At 65.4% G+C, this 18,367-nt stretch carries 13 protein-coding genes; 9 read left to right on the forward strand and 4 right to left on the reverse strand.

Annotated features, from left to right (window positions below):
- Positions 1-198 precede the first annotated feature (198 nt).
- On the forward strand, positions 199-561 hold the full coding sequence (locus NP945_RS16980; protein ID WP_256747052.1) for an SH3 domain-containing protein: 363 nt from the start codon (positions 199-201) through the stop codon (positions 559-561).
- A gap of 84 nt (positions 562-645) precedes the next feature.
- On the opposite strand, the gene NP945_RS16985 is transcribed toward NP945_RS16980, so the two are convergent.
- Complete coding sequence (locus NP945_RS16985; RefSeq protein WP_256746995.1) at positions 646-2,118, reverse strand: MATE family efflux transporter; 1,473 nt, start codon at positions 2,116-2,118, stop codon at positions 646-648.
- Between the two features lie 172 nt (positions 2,119-2,290).
- Between NP945_RS16985 and NP945_RS16990 the strand changes: the two genes are divergently transcribed.
- Positions 2,291-3,076, forward strand: coding sequence for a L,D-transpeptidase (locus tag NP945_RS16990; protein WP_027034914.1), 786 nt, complete (start codon positions 2,291-2,293; stop codon positions 3,074-3,076).
- A gap of 77 nt (positions 3,077-3,153) precedes the next feature.
- Here the strand turns inward: NP945_RS16990 and NP945_RS16995 are convergent, their stop codons facing one another.
- Complete coding sequence (locus tag NP945_RS16995) at positions 3,154-4,632, reverse strand: esterase-like activity of phytase family protein (protein ID WP_256746996.1); 1,479 nt, start codon at positions 4,630-4,632, stop codon at positions 3,154-3,156.
- Between the two features lie 244 nt (positions 4,633-4,876).
- Here NP945_RS16995 and NP945_RS17000 point away from each other — a divergent pair, with 244 nt between their 5' ends.
- Complete coding sequence (locus NP945_RS17000) at positions 4,877-7,288, forward strand: FAD-dependent oxidoreductase (RefSeq protein ID WP_256746997.1); 2,412 nt, start codon at positions 4,877-4,879, stop codon at positions 7,286-7,288.
- A 12-nt stretch (positions 7,289-7,300) separates the two neighbouring features.
- Positions 7,301-8,854 carry a trimethylamine methyltransferase family protein gene (locus NP945_RS17005; protein ID WP_256746998.1) on the forward strand — a complete coding sequence of 518 codons (1,554 nt, stop codon included), beginning with the start codon at positions 7,301-7,303 and terminating at the stop codon, positions 8,852-8,854.
- Between the two features lie 140 nt (positions 8,855-8,994).
- On the opposite strand, the gene NP945_RS17010 is transcribed toward NP945_RS17005, so the two are convergent.
- Positions 8,995-10,020 carry a LacI family DNA-binding transcriptional regulator gene (locus tag NP945_RS17010; RefSeq protein WP_256746999.1) on the reverse strand — a complete coding sequence of 342 codons (1,026 nt, stop codon included), beginning with the start codon at positions 10,018-10,020 and terminating at the stop codon, positions 8,995-8,997.
- A gap of 198 nt (positions 10,021-10,218) precedes the next feature.
- Between NP945_RS17010 and NP945_RS17015 the strand changes: the two genes are divergently transcribed.
- The 5 genes from NP945_RS17015 to NP945_RS17035 all read left to right on the forward strand — a co-directional run bounded on the left by NP945_RS17015 (position 10,219) and on the right by NP945_RS17035 (position 15,203).
- Complete coding sequence (locus tag NP945_RS17015; RefSeq protein WP_256747000.1) at positions 10,219-11,250, forward strand: Gfo/Idh/MocA family protein; 1,032 nt, start codon at positions 10,219-10,221, stop codon at positions 11,248-11,250.
- The gene (locus tag NP945_RS17020) at positions 11,247-12,155 is read left to right on the forward strand and encodes a sugar phosphate isomerase/epimerase (protein ID WP_256747001.1); all 909 of its coding nucleotides are present in this window, start codon (positions 11,247-11,249) and stop codon (positions 12,153-12,155) included. Before NP945_RS17015 ends, NP945_RS17020 begins: the two co-directional genes overlap by 4 nt.
- Positions 12,156-12,256: 101 nt before the next feature.
- On the forward strand, positions 12,257-13,270 hold the full coding sequence (locus NP945_RS17025) for a substrate-binding domain-containing protein (RefSeq protein WP_027034906.1): 1,014 nt from the start codon (positions 12,257-12,259) through the stop codon (positions 13,268-13,270).
- A gap of 89 nt (positions 13,271-13,359) precedes the next feature.
- A complete protein-coding gene (locus NP945_RS17030; RefSeq protein ID WP_023813110.1) occupies positions 13,360-14,157 on the forward strand; it encodes an ATP-binding cassette domain-containing protein in 798 nt (265 codons plus the stop codon).
- Positions 14,154-15,203, forward strand: coding sequence for an ABC transporter permease (locus NP945_RS17035; protein ID WP_256747002.1), 1,050 nt, complete (start codon positions 14,154-14,156; stop codon positions 15,201-15,203). Before NP945_RS17030 ends, NP945_RS17035 begins: the two co-directional genes overlap by 4 nt.
- Before the next feature lie 273 nt (positions 15,204-15,476).
- Here NP945_RS17035 and NP945_RS17040 read toward each other — a convergent pair whose 3' ends face one another.
- Complete coding sequence (locus NP945_RS17040; protein WP_256747003.1) at positions 15,477-18,176, reverse strand: ATP-dependent helicase; 2,700 nt, start codon at positions 18,174-18,176, stop codon at positions 15,477-15,479.
- Between the last annotated feature and the right edge of the window lie 191 nt (positions 18,177-18,367).

Genomic DNA, 18,367 nt, shown 5'->3' on the forward strand with positions numbered 1-18,367 from the left:
GGGAAATTCCTCAACCATGTCCAAGAAAAATCCGGCATCAGTCCCGCTGGCCAGGACGGTTACGGCCGCTCACCTGTTGACTTTTCTTGGCTTGGCCGCTCCTCTTGCAGGGCAGTCTTGGCCGAAGCAGATGAACGGCCGGGATTCGAATGGAGGGGACTGATGAGATTTCGTTTTCTGCTTGTGTTCGCAACCATAATGGCCGCGGTCTTCGGGACATCCGCCGCAGCCTTCGCTTACAGCGCCCACACCACGACCAATCTCAATGTCCGTAGCGGGCCGGGAGTGGGATATGCCAGGGTCGGAACGCTGCCCGGCGGCTTCAGGGTCAATGTCACCGGCTGCCAGCCGGGCTGGTGCAGAATCCATGGCGGCGGCGTGAGCGGCTGGGCCAGCTCCGGTTATCTCGAACGCTCCCAAATCGTTCGCCCTCCAATCATCATCGTGCGTCCGCCGCATCGGCCGCCACACTGGCACAAGCCGCACCGTCCTCCGCACCATCGGCCGCACAGGCCACGTCCCGGCAAGTGCAAGATCGCGCCCGGCTTCTCCTGCAAATAGGTTCATTTGCGCCGGGTCTGGCGTGACGGGCAGGGCGGCAATCAATTGCGGCCCTGCCGCCATGTCCATGGCCTGACGGGTACTTCAGCCGTTCGGTGTTTCAGGCGAAAGATGCGCGCGTCCGCGCGGCACGCCAAGACCGGTGTCCGGCGGCTCGCCGGCCGCCGGCCTGTTCTCGATCATGTGCGTGGTGCGCCAGCGGCCGAAACGGTAGTAGGCCGCCGCCAGTACAAGCGAGCTGATCGAGCCGGCCGGGAAACTCCACCACAGCGCTTCCTCGCCGATCACGCCACGCATGAAATAGGCGAAGCCGGTGCGCACGACCAGCACCGAGATCACCAGGATGATCAGCGGCGGCATCACGGCACCCGTGGCTCGTACGGTGGCAAACAGCACGATGGTTATGCCGAACAGGATGAACGACCACGAGGCGACATTGTTGATGTGGACGGCGATGTCGATCGCCGCGCTGTCGCTGCTCAGGAACAGGCTCAGCACCGAACGGTCGAAAACCGACAGCACGGCAACCAGCGCGCCGGTCAGGACCAGGTTGAAGCCGACGCCGGAGGCGGCGATGCGGCCGATCCGGTCCCAGCGCCCGGCGCCGACATTCTGCGCCGCCATCGAGGACACCGCGGCGCCGATGGCGAGCGCTGGCATCTGGATGTAGGTCCACAGCTGGGCGGCGATGCCATAGGCGGCGGCGACCTGTGAGCCGTAGGAATTGACGATACCCATCACCGTCAATGCCGCCGCCGAAATGACGATCATCTGCAGACCCATCGGCACGCCCTTGAAGACGACGATGCGCAGCAAGGCGGGATCGGGCCGCAGCAGGGCGAGGTTGGCGCCGGCCAGCCGCAGCGGATGCTTGCGCACATAGAGCACGATCAGGATGGCGATCACGCTTACGGTCTGGCCGATCAGCGTGGACGTGGCGGAGCCCGCAATGCCGAGTTCGGGAAACGGTCCGATGCCGGCGATGAGCAATGGGTTGAGCACGATGTCGAGGACGACGGCCAGCGCCATGAAGAAGAAGGGGGTGCGTGAATCGCCGGCACCGCGCAGCACGGTCATGACGAAGGACAGAAGGTTCATCATCGGCACGGCGACGAAGATGATCCGCAGATAGGACCGCGCCAGCGGCAAGGCGTCAGCCGGTGTGCCGAGCGTGTTGAGAATGGCGTCGACCCAGATCCAGCCGCAGACCGCGAAGATAACCGAGACGAGGAAGAAGAACGTCGCGCTGGTGCCGACGATGCGGCGCGCCTCGGGCAGGTCGCGGGCACCGACCGACTGGGCCACCAGGATGGTGGCCGCCATGCCGATGCCGAACACGGTGCCGAGGATCAGGAACAGGACGAGGTTGGCATTGGAGGTGGCGGTCAGCGCCGATTCGCCGAGGAAACGGCCGACCCAGACGGCGTTGATCGAACCGTTGAGCGACTGCAGCACGTTGGAGCCGAGCACCGGCAGGGCGAACAGCAGAAGCGTGCGCGGGATCGGGCCGCTGGTCAGGTCGCCGGTGCGCCGGCGCGGGGGATTTTTTTCGTCCATGGCGGGCAGCTCGGCGAAGGTTCGTTTCAAGTCGCGTGTGCGATGATTGCCGATTCAACGGGACAGGTCATGCCGTGATCTAATCATGTTCTCAAAGCTTCCGGAATGGGATATTGATCCTCGATGCGTGGGGCCGCATTCCTACAGTTCTTGGATAAGCCCGGGGGGGGTCATGTCCGATATTCCGCTATTTTTTGAGCGCATGAACAGGCGCGCGTTCCTCGGTGCATCCGCCTTGGGTGCCCTGGCTCTTTCGGCGTGCACCACAACAGACGTGGCGCCGCCGCCGCCGGTTGCAGCACCGCCGAGCGATCCGGCTTTCGGCGATGCCGCGAGCATGTATGCGGCGCGTGTCGACGAGGGCTATCAACTGCCGGCAATCCCGGTCGCCAAGGTCGATCCGAAGTTCGTGCGCCAGATCGTGGCTGACCCGACCGGAGAGAAACCCGGCACGATTGTCGTCGATACGTCTGAGCACTTCCTCTATCTGGTGCGCGACGGCGGCACAGCTATCCGCTATGGCGTCAGCCTTGGCAAAGCCGGTTTCGGATGGACCGGCAGCGCCGTTGTCCAGGCGAGGAAGAAGTGGCCGGTCTGGACGCCGCCACCGGAAATGATCCAGCGCCGGCCGGAACTGGCGAAATACAAGGACGGCATGCCGCCAGGCCCGCAGAGCCCGCTGGGCGCCCGCGCGCTGTATTTGTTCCGCGATGGCAAGGACACGATGTACCGGCTGCACGGCACGCCGGAGTGGGATTCCATCGGCAAGAACGCATCGTCGGGCTGTGTGCGCTTCATGAACCAGGACATCATCGACCTTTACAGCCGCGTCAACGGCCCCGCCCAGGTCTTCGTGCGTCCCAACCTGTCGGCTGCCGGCAAGATCATGGCCGTGTCGAGCAGAACCGCCGAGCCGATCGACGCGGGCGTGCCGAGGGACGCGGAGTTCTTGAAGTAAGCCTTCTCTGCCTGGAGCAACACCAGCAATAGTGCTTCGGGCGGACGCGCCAAGCGCGCCCGCCCGGGCAGTGGCCGTTACTTCTTGGCGAGACCCGGCAGCGTGACCTGATAGACCAGGAACATGGTGTCGACATCGGCGCCGTCTTCCGCCTTGTAGGGTGCGCCGACCTGAAAACCGTCCTGGGCGAGGAAGTCGTTGTCGTTGGCGACGAACAGGAAGTAGTCGTCGGGCAGCTTCGGATCGAGAACGCTGACCACCGACATCGCCTCCCACTTCTCCGACAGGTTGTTCTTGTCGTTCGGCGCGCCATTGTGCAGGCCGAAGCGGCCGAGTTCGCCCTTGTCGTTGATGTCGATGAACGGCGTCAGCTTGGCTGGCGTCACCGACGGGTCGAGCACGCCCTTGGGTGCCAGCGGCTTGTCGGCGGCATCGAAGGCGCCGCCGGCGATGTCGGTCGCGGCCGAGACGTCGACGACGAAGATCTGGCGCACCAGCGAGGTGTCGCCCTTCAGCCCCTGGCCGTTGCCGCTGTCGCGCGCCAGCATCAGGAAGGTCTTGTCGGAGAGCGCCACGATTTCGCTCTGCGCGGCGATCTTGGTCTTGCCCTTGGCATCCTTGAACACCGGCAGCGGCACGACATACTCATGCGCAAGCTTTAGATGAGCGGGGTCGGAGGCGTCATAGACCAGCGCGCGGGTGTTCTGGCGCGTCGCGGGCGAATCGCCGCCATCCTGGCGGGGCGCCGACTGCAGCACCGCGATCAGGAACTTGCCGTCCGGCGTCATCGCCATGCCTTCGAGGCCCTGATTGTTCTGGCGGCCGGTGTCGGGATCCTTCGGATCGGGTTCGGCAGCACCTGGGCCCGGATTGTCCGAGGCAAAGTTCGGCGCGCCGTGGCGCATCGGCACCAGCGCAGCCGGTGGCTGGGTCGCCGACAACAGATGTCCGTCGGCGGAAAACCGGTAGATGTTCGGGCCGTATTCGTCGGAGATGAACATCGAGCCGTCGGGCAGGCGCACGATGGCCTCGTTGTCGAGCGCCAGCTTGTCATTGTCGGCTTGCGGCAGGATCGGCATGTCGCCGCTCGCCGCGCGCACGCCGTTGAGCGGATCGAGGCCGGTGGCATCAGCGCCCTTGTCGTCGGTGAGAAGCATGGTGTCGGCGAGCGTTGCCTTGACGCCCGCCTGCTCCTGGCCGGCAGCGGGCACGGCATCTGGTGCTACCGGGGTAAACTCGATGCCGATCGTGTTGAGACGCGGCCGGTAGTCGGTGGTGCCGACGACATTGTAGCCGCGGTCCGGCAGCAGCCAGAGCGAACCCTTGTAGCTGGCGGCATCATGCGTCCAGCCTGCCGTATCGATCGACATGCCGGAGCCCGAGCCGAACGTCTCGCCGAACTTGTCGCGCTGAGCGGCCGGGATGCGGCCGACGCCGACCAGCCCCTTGTTGACGAGGCCGCCGACGGTCGCGGTGCTGTCGGCGAGCGCCGGCGTCAAGGCGGTGAACAAGGCCAGCGCGACGCCGAGCGACGCGGTTCGATACAGGTGTTTCATGGATAATCCTCTTTGTGACGGATGTGCCGGAGCGGCCGCGGGACGAAAAACTGAAAGAGGTGCGACATCGATGATGCCGCGCAAGCCTCCCCGAAACGCGGTCTACGGCGCGAACATGATGCTTGCGTGACAGCGCGCAGTGCATGCCGGCGGTCGACGAAAAACGATGCGCGCGCGCGGCACTAGACACTTATGTCCAGTGCATATATGCTCCAGCCTTCGGACTAACCGTGGAGGGGAAGCCTTGAAGTCGCACTACCGCGCAGTCGTCATCGGGGGTGGCGTGGTCGGGGCCTCCGTCCTTTATCATCTGACGCGATTTGGCTGGAGCGATGTGGCGCTGATCGAGCGCGCCGAACTGACGGCCGGTTCGACCTGGCACGCGGCGGCAGGCTTCCATGCGCTCAACGCCGACCCCAACGTGGCGGCGCTGCAGGACTACACCATCAATCTCTACCGCGAGATCGAGGCAGAATCCGGCTGGGATATCGGCCTGCACATGACCGGCGGCGTCAACATCGCCAGCGATCCCGCGCGCTGGGAGTGGCTGAAATCGGCCTGGGCGGTGTTCCAGTCGGTTGGCATCGAGACCGCGCGCCTTGTCACGCCCGACGAGATCAAGGCGATCTGCCCGATCGTCGACGTCACCGGCGTGCTTGGCGGCCTGCATGATTCCAACGAAGGCCATCTCGACCCGTACGGCACGACGCACGCCTATGCCGGCGCTGCAAAAAAGCGCGGCGCCGACATCATCCTGCGCAACCGGGTCGTCGAGCTGAAGGCGCGCGCCGACGGTCGCTGGGATGTCGTCACGGAGCAGGGCACCATCATCGCCGAGCATGTCGTCAATGCTGGCGGGCTGTGGGCAAAGCAGCTCGGCCGCATGGCCGGCGTCGACCTGCCGGTGACGCCGATGGAGCACCATTATTTCATCACTGAGGACATTCCCGAGATCGCGGCGCTGGACAGGGAAATCGGCATCGCCGTCGATCTCGACGGCTTTTCGTATCTCAGGCAGGAGCGCAAGGGCGTGCTGCTCGGCGTTTACGAGCAGAACCCGAAGCACTGGAACATGGATGGCGCGCCGTGGGACTACGGCATCGAGCTGATCCCGGAAGACATCGACCGCATCAGCCCCGAACTCGCCAAGGCGCATGAGCGCTTTCCTTGCCTGGCGACGGCCGGCATCCGCAAATGGATCAACGGCGCCTTCACCTTCACGCCGGACGGCAATCCGATTGTCGGGCCGGTGCGCGGGCTGAGGAACTACTGGGTTGCCTGCGGCGTCATGGCCGGTTTCAGCCAGGGCGGGGGCGTTGGCAAGTCGCTGGCCGAATGGATGATTTTCGGCGAACCGCAGGCCGACATCTTCGGCATGGACATCGCTCGCTACGGCGCCTTCGCCGCCAACCGGGAATATCTCAGGCAGACGACGCGCCAGTTCTATTCGCGCCGCTTCGTGATGACCTTTCCCAATGAACGACTGCCCGCCGGCCGGCCGCTGAAACGCCCGGGTGCCTATGACGGCATGAGCGCGGCGGGATGCGAATGGACGGCTTCCTGGGGGCTGGAAATCCCGGCCTATTTCGCGCCGATGGGATTTGCCGAGAACACGACGCTGCGGCGCTCCAACGCCTTCGACATCGTCGGCGAGGAGGCGCTGCAGGTGCGCCGTGCCGCCGGTCTCGTCGATATCTCGGCCTATTCGCGCTATGCGGTGGCGGGGCCAGGTGCGGAAGTCTGGCTCGACCGGCTGCTCGCCTGCAGGCTGCCGAAGCCGGGGCGGGCCGGCCTGGCGCCGATGCTCGGCCATGACGGACGGCTGAAGGGCGACCTCACCGTCTTCAACTGGGGCGGCGGCAGCTATTGGCTGATGGGCTCCTACTATCTCCGGGAATTCCACATGCGCTGGTTCGAGAGCCATGCGGCTGAAGGCGTCACCGTCGACGACCTCTCCGACACGATGAGCGGTTTCCTGCTGACGGGGCCGAACGCGCGCAAGATACTGGAGCGAACGACGCATCAGGATGTGTCCGGCGCAGCGCTGCCGTTCATGGCCTGCGGCACATTCGACATCGGCATGGTGCAGGCCCGTGTAGCGCGGCTGTCTATATCAGGCGAGCTCGGCTTCGAAATCAGTTGCCCCGTGACCATGCATGCCACTCTGCGCGACACGCTGCTGGCGGCGGGCGAGGATCTCGGCCTTGCCGAAATCGGCTATTACGCGCTCAACGCACTGCGGCTGGAGAAGAGCTTTGGCATCTGGTCGCGCGAATTCACGCAAGGCTACACGCCGGGCCAGACCGGTCTCGACCGCTTCATCGCTTTCGGCAAGAGCGGCTTCATCGGCCGCGAAGCAGCGTTGAAGCAGCGGGAGGCCGGCAGCGGCCAATGCCTGGTGACCCTGGAAATCGATGCGCTCGACGCCGATGCCAGCGGCTTCGAGCCTGTCTGGCATCAGGGCCGGCGCGTCGGCTTCGTCACCTCGGGCGGCTACGGTTATACGGTCGGCAAGAGCCTGGCGCTGGCGCTGGTCGACCGCGATTTCGCGGGCGAGGGCACCGCGCTCTCCGTGCATGTCGTGGGTGAGGAACGGCCGGCGCGTGTCGTCGCGGCCTCGCCTTACGATCCCGAGGGCAAGGCAATGCGGCAATGAGGAGGATTTCCGATGGTCGATGACGCGGCACGGGACGGCAGGCGCGAACGCCGGCGTGGACGCACGGGCGAGGCCGGCAGCGAAAGCAGCCGCCGTCCCAACTACCATTCGCTGAAGAACCCGTTCCTGCCGCAGCCGATCTTTTCGGACGATCAAGTGGCCGCGATTCACGACACGGCGCTGCGGGTGCTGGAAGAGCTCGGCATCAAGGTGCTGCTGCCGCAGGCGCGTGAGCACTTCGCCAGCGCCGGCGCGCTGGTCGATCCGGACACCGACATGGTGCGCATCGGCCGCGACATGGTGACGGCGGCACTCGCCTCGGCGCCGAGATCGATCCACGCTCACGCCGGTTCGCGCGCCCGCGATCTGACGCTGGAGCTCGGCTCGATGACCTTCCTCGCCGGATGCGGGGCGCCGAACGTCACCGATCTCGAGCGCGGCCGGCGGCCGGGAACACTGGCGGATTTCGAGGATCTCATGCGGCTGGTGCAGCATTTCGACGTGCTGCATATGCTGGGGCCCTGCATCGAACCGCAGGATGTCGACAACCGCTTTCGCCACTATGCCGTCAACCGCGCGCAGCTGACGCTGTCGGACAAGCTCCCGTTCGTCTTCGCGCGCGGCACCCCGCAAGTCGAGGACGGGTTCGAGATGATTCGTCTGGCGCGCGGCCTGTCGCAGGACGAGTTTCTGGCAAATGCATATTGCTACACCGTCATCAACACCAACTCGCCGCGCCAGCTCGACATCCCGATGGCGCAAGGCATCATCGATTTCGCCCGCGCGGGCCAAATCTCCGTCATCACGCCGTTCTGCCTGGCTGGCGCGATGGCGCCGATCACGGTCGCCGGCGCGCTGACGCTGCAGCATGCCGAGGCGCTCGCCGGGCTGACGCTGGCGCAGATCGTGCGGCCCGGCGCACCGGTCGTCTACGGCTCGTTCTCCTCCAATGTCGACATGAAATCCGGCGCGCCGGCCTTCGGTACGCCCGAGCACGTCAAGGCGACGCTGGGCGCCGGTCAGCTGGCGCGCTTCACCGGACTGCCGTGGCGATCGGGCGGCGGCAGTGCGGCCAACATCTCAGACGCGCAGGCCGCGCACGAGACGCAGTTCGCGCTGTGGGGCTCGGTGCTGGCCGGAGCGACGATGTGCATCCATGCCGCCGGCTGGCTGGAGGGCGGCCTCAGTGTCTCCTTCGAGAAGCTGATCACCGACATCGAGGCGCTGCAGACGGTGGCTGAACTTTGTGCCGCGACGCCCGGCGATATCGATACGATCGGCTTCGAGGCCATCGCCGAGGTGCAGCCGGGCGGCCACTTCTTCTCGGCCGGCCACACCATGGCGCGCTACCGCACCGCCTTCTACGAACCGCTGGTGGCCGACTGGTCGAATTTCGGCAACTGGACGCAAAGCGGCTCGAAGACGGCAAGCGAGCGCGCCACCGGCGTCTGGAGGCGGGTGCTTGCCGATTTCGCGCCGCCGGCAACGGCTGCCGCCACATCAGGCGTGCTGGATGAGTTTATCGCGCGGCGCACGGCAGAGGGCGGAGCGGCGCCGGTGTCTTAAGACCGGCTCTCGCTGATCGCCCTGGTTGTGGCGCGATCCGGAACCTGCAGCGCCTCCCGCGCATTCAAGGTTGCGGCCGGTGCACTGCGGCACCGGTGCTGTTTGAGGGGAGGACGACATCGGCGGCCCTGCTGCCACCATCAATCGCTGTCGCGTGCGACCAGCTCCAGCGGCCAGACCTCGCGGATGATCCGTGGACCCTCCGGGCCGGCGAAGGCGGGAAGCGACGCCAGCAGCATTTCGGCGAGTCGTTGTCCCATTGGCTCCAGCGCCGGGCGGAAGGCGGTCAACGCCGGGGAAAAATAGCGGCAGAGCGGCGTGTCGACGATGACGGTCACCGCCATGTCCTGGCCCGGCCTGATGCCCATCTCGGCCAGCGCCTTGCAGCCGCCCAGCGCCATTGCATCATTGTTGAAGATGATGGCGGTCGGTGGATCCTTGGACCGCATGACCTGGGGCGTCACCTCGTAGCCGCCGGCCTCGTTGATGAAGCCGGACGCAATCAGCTCCGGGTCGACCTCGATGCCGTGCCGCTGTAAGGCCTTGCGGTATCCGGCCAGGAAGAGGTAGCCGAAGTTGAGGTCGAGCGACGGACGGATAGCGGCGATACGGCGGTGACCGCGCGCCACAAGGCGGTCGACGGCGTCGGCGCCGGCCTTCTCGAAATCGAGGTCGAGGGAAGGATAGGACTTGGCTCCGGAGCGACTGCGGCCGAGCGTGGCGAAGGGAAAGCCGGCTTGGGTGAGATAGTCGATGCGCTCGTCCTCGCGTCGCGTCCAGGCCAGCAGCACCGCATCGGCGCGGCGCGTTTCGACGACACGGCGCAGGCGCTCCTGCTGGTAGTCGCCCGGCGCCCCCATGACCACGGTCAGGTCGAGCCCGCTTTCGGCAAGCCTGGCCTGCAGCCCGATCAGGAACGGAATGAAGAACGGCTCGCCATATTGCTGGTCGCCGGGATGCGGCTGCAGCATGAAGGCGATCGAACGGGTGGCGCCTTGCCTCAGGCTGCGGCCGGACTGGTTGGGCGAATAGTTCAGCGTCCTGGCCGCGTCGAGCACGCGCTGGCGCGTGTCGGCATTGACGTCGGCGCGGCCGTTCAGCGCCCGCGACACCGTGCCGATCGATATGTTCAAGTGACGGGCAAGGTCGTGAATGCTGGACGCCAAGAGACTGTTCTCCCCCCTTGCTTGGCTAGCACCGGTAGCCGCTCAGGCCAAGGCGGTAAGACGAATATCGCCGAGGGCCGATTGACATTCTACGCCTTCGGGTGTGTTCTCGTAAACGTTTACGGAAAAACGTTTACGGTCCTGCCGTGGATGCCGTGACGATCGGTCTGGAGGGACCGAGCGGAGGAGGAGCGCTGGATGATCGATGTCGTCCTGGTCGGCTGCGGAGCGATGAGCAAGGCCTGGCTCGATGCCATCAGGCAGATCCACGGGCTCACCCTTGTCGGCCTCGTGGATCTCGATGCCGACAGGGCACGGGCGAGGGCACGCGAATACGACCTCACCAATGCCGTCATCGGCAGCAATCTCGACGCCGTGCTCGACCAGACCAAACCGCAAGCAGTGTTCGACGTGGTGGTTCCAGCCGCCCGGCACGAAGTCGCTTTTTCCGCTTTTGCCCACAATTGCCATCTGCTGACGGAAAAGCCGCTCGCCGACAGTCCGGAAAATGCGCGCGCCATCGTCGAGGCCGCTCGCCGCGCCGGGCGCATTCACGCCGTCGTGCAGAACCGCCGCTATGTCGCCAATGTCAGGCGCATCCGCAGGTTCCTGGATTCCGGCGCCATTGGTACGCCGACCAGCATCCACGCCGACTTCTTCGTCGCGCCGCATTTCGGCGGCTTTCGCGAGGAGATGGCGCATGTGCTGTTGCTCGACATGGCGATCCACACATTCGACGCCGCCCGCTATATGGTCGCCGGCGAGCCGGCCGGCGTCTATTGCCAGGAATGGGAGCCGGCCAATTCCTGGTACCGGCAGGGATCGTCGGCCAGCGCCGTCTTCGATCTCGGCCGCGGCAAGGTCTTCACCTATGCCGGGAGCTGGTGCGCCGCCGGCTTCCGCACCAGTTGGGAAAGTACATGGCGCATCGTCGCCGAGCGCGGCAGCCTGCTCTGGGACGGCAATGACGAGCTGAGGGCAGAAGCAGTGATGCCGGGCCGCGACGGAATGTTCGACAAAACCCAGCCGATCGCGGTGCCGCCGCTCGATGCGTCCGATCGCGTCGGCGGCCATCTCGGCATTCTCCAGGATTTCGTGCACGCCATCGAGACCGGCACCGAGCCGGAAACGCGCGGCGCCGACAACATCAAGAGCCTGGCCATGGTTTTCGGCGCCATCGAAAGCGCCGAGACCGGCCGCCGCGTGACAATCGCAGAGGACACACAATGACGCCGAACCCGCTTCTCGACATCCGGATCGGCACCATGGTGCGGGCCAATCTCGACGACCCGGCGGCTTACGTCAGACAGATCCTGCCGCACGGCTTCGAGAGCATCCAGCCCTTCTTCTGGCAAACGCTTGGCGGCAAGGACCTGCCGCGGCTTGCCGGCCAGATTCGCGAGGCGATCGGCGATGCCGACGTCACCGTGTCCTCGCTCGGCGTGTTCGGCAACCCGCTGGAAGACGGCGAGGTGGATCGCGGCGTGCTCGCAGCCTGGGAAACGGTGATCGACAATGCGCATCTGTTCGGCACCTCGATGGTCAGCGGCTTCACCGGCCGCCTGCGCGGCAAGAAGCTGACCGACAGCCTGCCGCGCTTCAAGGAGGTCTGGGGGCCGCTGGCCAGACGCGCCGCCGACAAGGGGGTGCGCATCGCGTTCGAGAACTGCGCCATGGACGGCAACTGGGCCGCCGGTGACTGGAACATCGCCCACAATCCCGACGCCTGGGAGCTGATGTTCAACGAAGTGCCGGACGACAACCTCGGCCTTGAATGGGAGCCCTGCCACCAGCTCGTCTACCTGATCGATCCGATACCGCAGATCCGCAAATGGGCGCCGCGCATCTTCCATGTCCACGGCAAGGACGCGACGGTGCGCTGGGATGTCATCCGCGAGCATGGCGTGTTCGGCCGGCTGCCCTTCGTGCAGATGCGCACGCCGGGCTTCGGCGACAGCGACTGGACGCGGGTGATCAGCGAATTGCGGCTGGCCGGCTACAAGGGGGCCATCGATATCGAAGGCTGGCACGACCCGGTCTATCGCGGCGACCTTGAGATCACTGGCCAGGTGCGGGCGCTGGAATATCTCAAGCAATGCCGGGGAGGGGCCAGCTACCTGCCGAACCCGATGTGAGGATCGGCCGGCGGGAGGAGCCGGCCGGGATGTCTGCAACGCACATTGCCGAAGCGAATGTCGAACCCTCGCTTGCGAGGACAAAAAGGGAGGATAAGTGCATGAGCATGACGATGAGAAGGACAGTTCTGCGCTCGACCGTCGTGGCCGCCGCCACGATGCTTGCCGCTGCGATCTCCACCTTGCCCGCGCAGGCGCTCGACGCCAAATGGTGCAAGGACGTCCACATCCGCTTCTTCGTCGGCGGCGCCGAGGGCGACGCTTTCGGCACCATCGTCTACAATGGCGCCAAGCAGGCAGAGGCCGATCTCGGGCCGAAGGTCGACTACATCTTCTCCCAGTGGGACATCGAAAAGATGGTGCAGCAACTGCGCGAGGCCGTCGCGGTCAAGCCCAACGGCATCGCCATGATGGGCCATCCGGGCGACGCGTCGATCATGCCGCTCGCCGAACAGGCGCACAAGGACGGCATCAAGATGATGTACCAGAACGTGCCGGTGCCGAAGGTGGTGGAAGCGTTCGGCGGTGGCTATGTCGGCGCCCAGCAGGAACAGCAGGGCCGCGCGCTCGGCGCCGAGGCGTTCAAGCTCGGCAAGCTGAAGGCCGGCGACAAGGCGATCATGATCGGTCCGTTCGAAAACGAAAGCCGCGGCGCCCGCGAGCGCGGCACGGTGGCGGCGCTCAAGGAGGCCGGCGTCGAGGTCATCCAGCTGTCCTCGCCGCCGAGCGGCGAATGGGCGTCCGATCCCAATCTGGCCATTCCGGTGATCACCGCGGCGCTGCTCAACAATCCCGACGTCAAGGCGGTCGGCTATCCCGGCGGGCAGATGCTCGGCAATGTCTCGACCTATATGCAGGCGGCCGGACGCAAGGCGGGCGAGATCTTCAATTTCGGCTTCGACACCAGCCCGCAGATCGTCGAAGGCTTCAAGGGCGGCTGGGTGCAATTGACCGCCGACCAGCAGCCGTTCCTGCAGGGCTATCTGCCGATCCTCAGCCTCTGCCAGCAGGTGGTGCTGGGGCTGGCGCCGATGAATGTCGACACCGGCGCCGGCTTCGTCACGCCCGAGAATTACGAGATCGTCGCTGAGCTCGCCAAGCAGGCGCTGCGCTGACCTCCCAAGCCGCCGGCCGGGATCTCAGGCCCCGGCCGGCGGGACCGCTGGCGACGCAGCCGGCACGAGACAATCAAAGCGAGGATCCGATGGCAGAACGCCTCATCGAACTGCGCGACATCAGCAAATCCTATGGCCAGGTCTATGCACTGGGCGGGGTCAATCTCAGCGTCGACCGCGGCGAGGTCGTTGGCCTGCTCGGCGACAATGGCGCCGGCAAGTCGACGCTGATCAAGATCCTGTCCGGCGTGGTCAAGCCGACCAGCGGCGAAATCCTCGTGCGCGGCAAGCCGGTGACCGGATGGAGCGCCGCGCGTTCCCGCGAGGCCGGCATCGAGACGGTGTTCCAGGACCGGGCGCTGGCCGTGCAGCAGACCATCGTCCGCAACATCTTCATGGGCCGAGAGCTGACCGGCTTCTTGGGCTTTCTCAGGGTCAACAAGGAGATCGAGGAGGCAAGCCGGCTGATGCGCGAGATCGGCTTCACCTCGAAAGTGTTCACGCCGCAGTCGATCGTCGGCCAGCTTTCGGGCGGCGAACGCCAGGGCGTGGCGATCGCCCGCGCCATCTACAAGCAGGCCGAGCTGATCGTCCTCGACGAGCCGACGACGGCGCTGTCGCTGACCGAAACCGCCAAGGTGTTCCATTTCGTGCGCCAGGTGCGGGCGAGCGGCCGCTCGATCCTGTTCATCGGCCACAACATCCATCATGTCTTCGACATCGCCGATCGCTTCGTCGTGCTGGATCGCGGCAAGGTCGCACTGACGACCGACCGCAGCGAGGTCAAGTCGGCCGAAGATCTCATCAACTTCATGGAAGAGGTCGCGCATCCCGGCGGATTGGCCGGACTGCACGATGCCGGCGACGCGGAGCAGAGAGCACGATGAGCAAGACCATGGAGCCAGATCTGCACGAGCCGTCCGCCGGCATTGCCCGCCCCAGTGCCCAGAAAGAGTGGAAACACCCTTCCGATCACTGGATGCGCGGCTTCATCCTCGACAACCGTGCCGCGCTCGGCACGCTCGCCGTGTTCATCGTCATGATGACGGTGTTCATGATCGCCAACCCGACCGTCTTCACCACCTGGTATCTCTACCGCTCGGTGCTGACCACGCTCCCCGTTGCGCTGTTCGTGGTGGTGCCGCTGGTCTTCGTCGTCACCTGCGGTGAGATCGACCTGTCGTTTCCGGCGACGATGGGTTTTGCCTCATGGGTTTTCGCGCTGGTCGTGCAGGCCGGCTACGATCCGTTCCTCGGCATCGCCGCCGCACTCGTCACCGGCATGCTGCTCGGCTTCCTGGTCGGGTCGCTGGTGGTCTATGGCGGGCTGTCGTCGCTGATCGCCACGCTCGGCATGAATTTCCTGCTGCGCGGCCTGATCCAGATCATCAACGAAGGCAAGTCGATGGCGCTGACCAGCCTCAGCGACAGCTGGGCCTACACGATCTTCTCAAGCCAGCTCCTGGGCATTCCGGTGCAGATCTTCTGGGCCATCGGCTTCGTCGTGCTGTCGGCGATGCTCTACAACCGCCACCGCTTCGGTGCGCAGGTGAGGGTGGTCGGCGACAATCCCGACAGCGCCCAGCAGATGGGCATCGACGTCAAGCGCGTGCGGGTGAAAGTGTTCGTCTTCGTCGGCATCGGAGCGGCGCTCGCCGGCACCTTCTCGGTGATGATCAACTTCACCTGGTGGCCGACGGCCGGCGACGGCTATCTCCTCCCGGTGTTGGCCTCGGTATTCGTCGGCGGTACGCCGACCTGGGGCGGCATCGGCACCGTGGTCGGTGGAGCGATCGGCGCCGTCACCGTGTCCTTCATCCAGACCGGCGTCGTCGCGGCGGGGTTGAGCGGCTTCTACGTGCAGTTCTTCAACGGCCTGATCATCATCCTGTCGCTGCTGGGGCATAAGTGGAACCAGGCGCGGTACAGGTGAGGGCTGTTTCGTTGGCGGACCGCATGCCTTGACGATTGGCGCCGGCGCTCATCGTTTTCGTCATCGACGGGCGAAGCAAGGAGCGTAGCGACGCAGCGCAGACCCGAGGATCCATGCCGCGACTTCAACGCGTCACTACGGTGGAGAATTCTGCTCAGCTGCACTCCACGGCCAAGGTCACGGCATGGATCCTCGGGTCTCCGCGACGTCGCTTCGCTCCTGCTCCGCCCGTGGATGACGAAGGTGGGAGCTGTCCGCGGGAAAACGCCATCTTCACACCGCCGCGACAAACCCGTCCAGAACGCGTTTCTGGCCGGCCTTGTCGAAGTCGATGGTCAGCTTGTTGCCTTCGATGGCCGAGATGTTGCCGTTGCCGAATTTCTGGTGGAAGACGCGGTCGCCGACGTTGAAGGGCGATGGCTTGTCGGCGACGGATTTGGCGACCAGTTCGCCATCGATGGTGCGGCCCTTGACCGAGGTGCGGCCGGCGCCGTAGCCGCTGTCCGTCTCGCCATAGCCGATGCGCTCGACCTGGTGGCCGGAGCGCGAGCCCCAGTTGCGGTCGGTCGCCTCGGTGCGGTTGGCCTGCGCGCGCTGCCAGCCCGGCGTCGCATAGGTGTTGGAGAAGGCGCCGGATTTTTCGCTGTCGGCGCCGACAGTGTCGAAGCGCGAGGCGCCATAGGGGTTTTGCCGTCCCGCGCCCTGCCCACCGCGGCCGGAAGCAAAAGAACCGCCACCGTAGGAATTGCCATAACCGCCGTAGCTGTTGCCGCTTTCGGCGACTTCGACATGGGCTTCCGGCAGTTCGTCGAGGAAGCGCGACGGAATGGTCGACTGCCACAGGCCGTGGATGCGGCGGTTGGAGACGAACCACAGATGCAGGTTCTTCTTGGCCCGGGTCAGGCCGACATAGGCGAGGCGGCGCTCTTCCTCCAGCCCGGAGCGGCCGCCTTCATCCAGCGCGCGCTGGTGCGGGAACAGGCCTTCCTCCCAGCCGGGCAGGAAGACGGTCTCGAATTCGAGGCCCTTGGCCGAATGCAGCGTCATGATCGAGACGGCGTCGAGCCCGGCGTTCTGCTCGGCATCCATGACCAGTGCGACATGTTCGAGGAAGGAGCGCAGCGACTCATACTCCTCCATCGAGCGGATCAGTTCTTTCAGGTTCTCCAGCCGGCCGGGCGCTTCGACCGAACGATCGTTCTTCCACATGTCGGTGTAGCCGCTCTCTTCGAGAATGGTCTCGGCGAGTTCGGCGTGCGGCGTGGTTTCCAGCGCCTTCTGCCAGCGCTCGAAATTGGCCGCGACCTCGCGCAGTGCGGCGCGCGGCTTCGGCTTCAGCTCGTCGCTTTCGGCGAGCTTGGCGGCGGCCTCCAGCATCGGGATGCGCAGCGCACGCGCCGTGTCGTGGATCTGGCGGATGGTGGCTTCGCCCAGGCCGCGCTTGGGCACATTGACGATGCGCTCGAAGGCGAGGTCATCGGCCCCTTGGGCGACGACGCGGAAGAAGGCCAGTGCATCGCGGATTTCCATGCGCTCGTAGAAGCGCGGGCCGCCGATGACGCGGTAGTTGAGGCCGAGCGTGACGAAGCGATCCTCGAACTCCCGCATCTGGAAGGAGGCGCGGACCAGGATCGCCATGTCGTTGAGATTGTGCTTTTGCCGCTGGTAGGTCTCGATGGTCTCGCCGACGGCGCGGGCTTCCTCCTCGGAATCCCAGGCGGCATGGACATGCACCTTGCCGTCCTCGGGATCGTTGCGGTCGGTGAACAGCGTCTTGCCGAAGCGGCCCTCATTGTGGGCGATGAGGTGGGAGGCGGCGCCAAGGATGTGCGCGGTCGAGCGGTAGTTGCGCTCGAGCCGGATGATGGTGGCGCCGGGAAAATCCTTGTCGAAGCGCAGGATGTTGTCGATTTCGGCGCCGCGCCAGCCATAGATCGACTGATCGTCGTCGCCGACGCAGCAGATGTTTACGGTGGCGCGGGTGTCAGTCGAAGAGCGCCCGATCTCCCCCCTAGAGGGGGAGATGTCGCCGGAGGCGACAGAGGGGGGCGCTGTCCCTCCAGCCTGTCGGCGCGAGGCGCCCCCCTCTGTCCTGCCGGACATCTCCCCCTCAAGGGGGGAGATCGGCTTGCCTTGCGGCCTTTGCGCCAGGAGGCGCAGCCACATATACTGGGCGGTGTTGGTGTCCTGGTACTCGTCGACGAGGATGTATTTGAAGCGCTTGTGGTATTCCTTCAGCACATCCGGATTGGCGCGGAAAATGCGGATCGGGTGGCACAGCAGGTCGCCGAAATCGCAGGCGTTCAGCGTCTTCAGCCGCTCCTGATAGGCCTTGTAGAGTTCGCGGCCCTTGCCGTTGGCGAAGGCGCGGGCGTCGCCCTCGGCGATGTCGGCCGGGCCTTGCCCCTTGTTCTTCCAGCCGTCGATCATCTGGGCGAACTGCTTGGCCGGCCAGCGCTTGTCGTCCAGACCTTCGGCCTGGATCAGCTGCTTGATCAGCCGCACGACGTCGTCGGTGTCGAGGATGGTGAAGTCGGAGCGCAAACCGGCGAGTTCGGCATGTCTGCGAAGCAGCTTCACGCCAATCGAGTGGAAGGTGCCGAGCCATGGCATGCCCTCGACATTGCCTTCGCCGATCAGCACGCCAATGCGGATCTTCATCTCGCGCGCGGCTTTGTTGGTGAAGGTCACCGCGAGGATTTCCCAGGGCTTAGCTTTGTGGGTTGAAAGGATGTGAGCGATGCGGGTGGTCAGCACGCGGGTCTTGCCGGTGCCGGCTCCGGCCAGCACCAGAACCGGCCCTTCGGTGGTTTCCACCGCCAGCCGCTGCTCGGGGTTCAGCCCCTTGAGATAGTCGCGCGCATCGTTATGGCCGCTGCGGGCAGCCATGGCGCGCGCGGCGATGCCCGACGGGGCCGTGGGCCGCGCATTGGGTTCGTCGAAAAAGGGCATGTCTTCGGAAAAGCCGGACATTGCCCCGAATGTAGTGATTCGGTGGGGAAAGACCAGAACTGTCTACGTTTTGTTCCGCTAAAGTGCCCGATTGCTGCCCTGCGCTCTCACCGCGGTGATGTTGTCCCAATTGCGATGGACCATTACCACCTGCGCTTGAGGCCCGTGCTTGACAGGCGGGACCGTCGGGAGAAAGTTGTGCTTCGGGCAGC

Origin of the sequence: Mesorhizobium sp. LMG17149 (genome assembly GCF_024518695.1) — a bacterium.
In the GTDB taxonomy this organism is placed as follows: domain Bacteria; phylum Pseudomonadota; class Alphaproteobacteria; order Rhizobiales; family Rhizobiaceae; genus Mesorhizobium.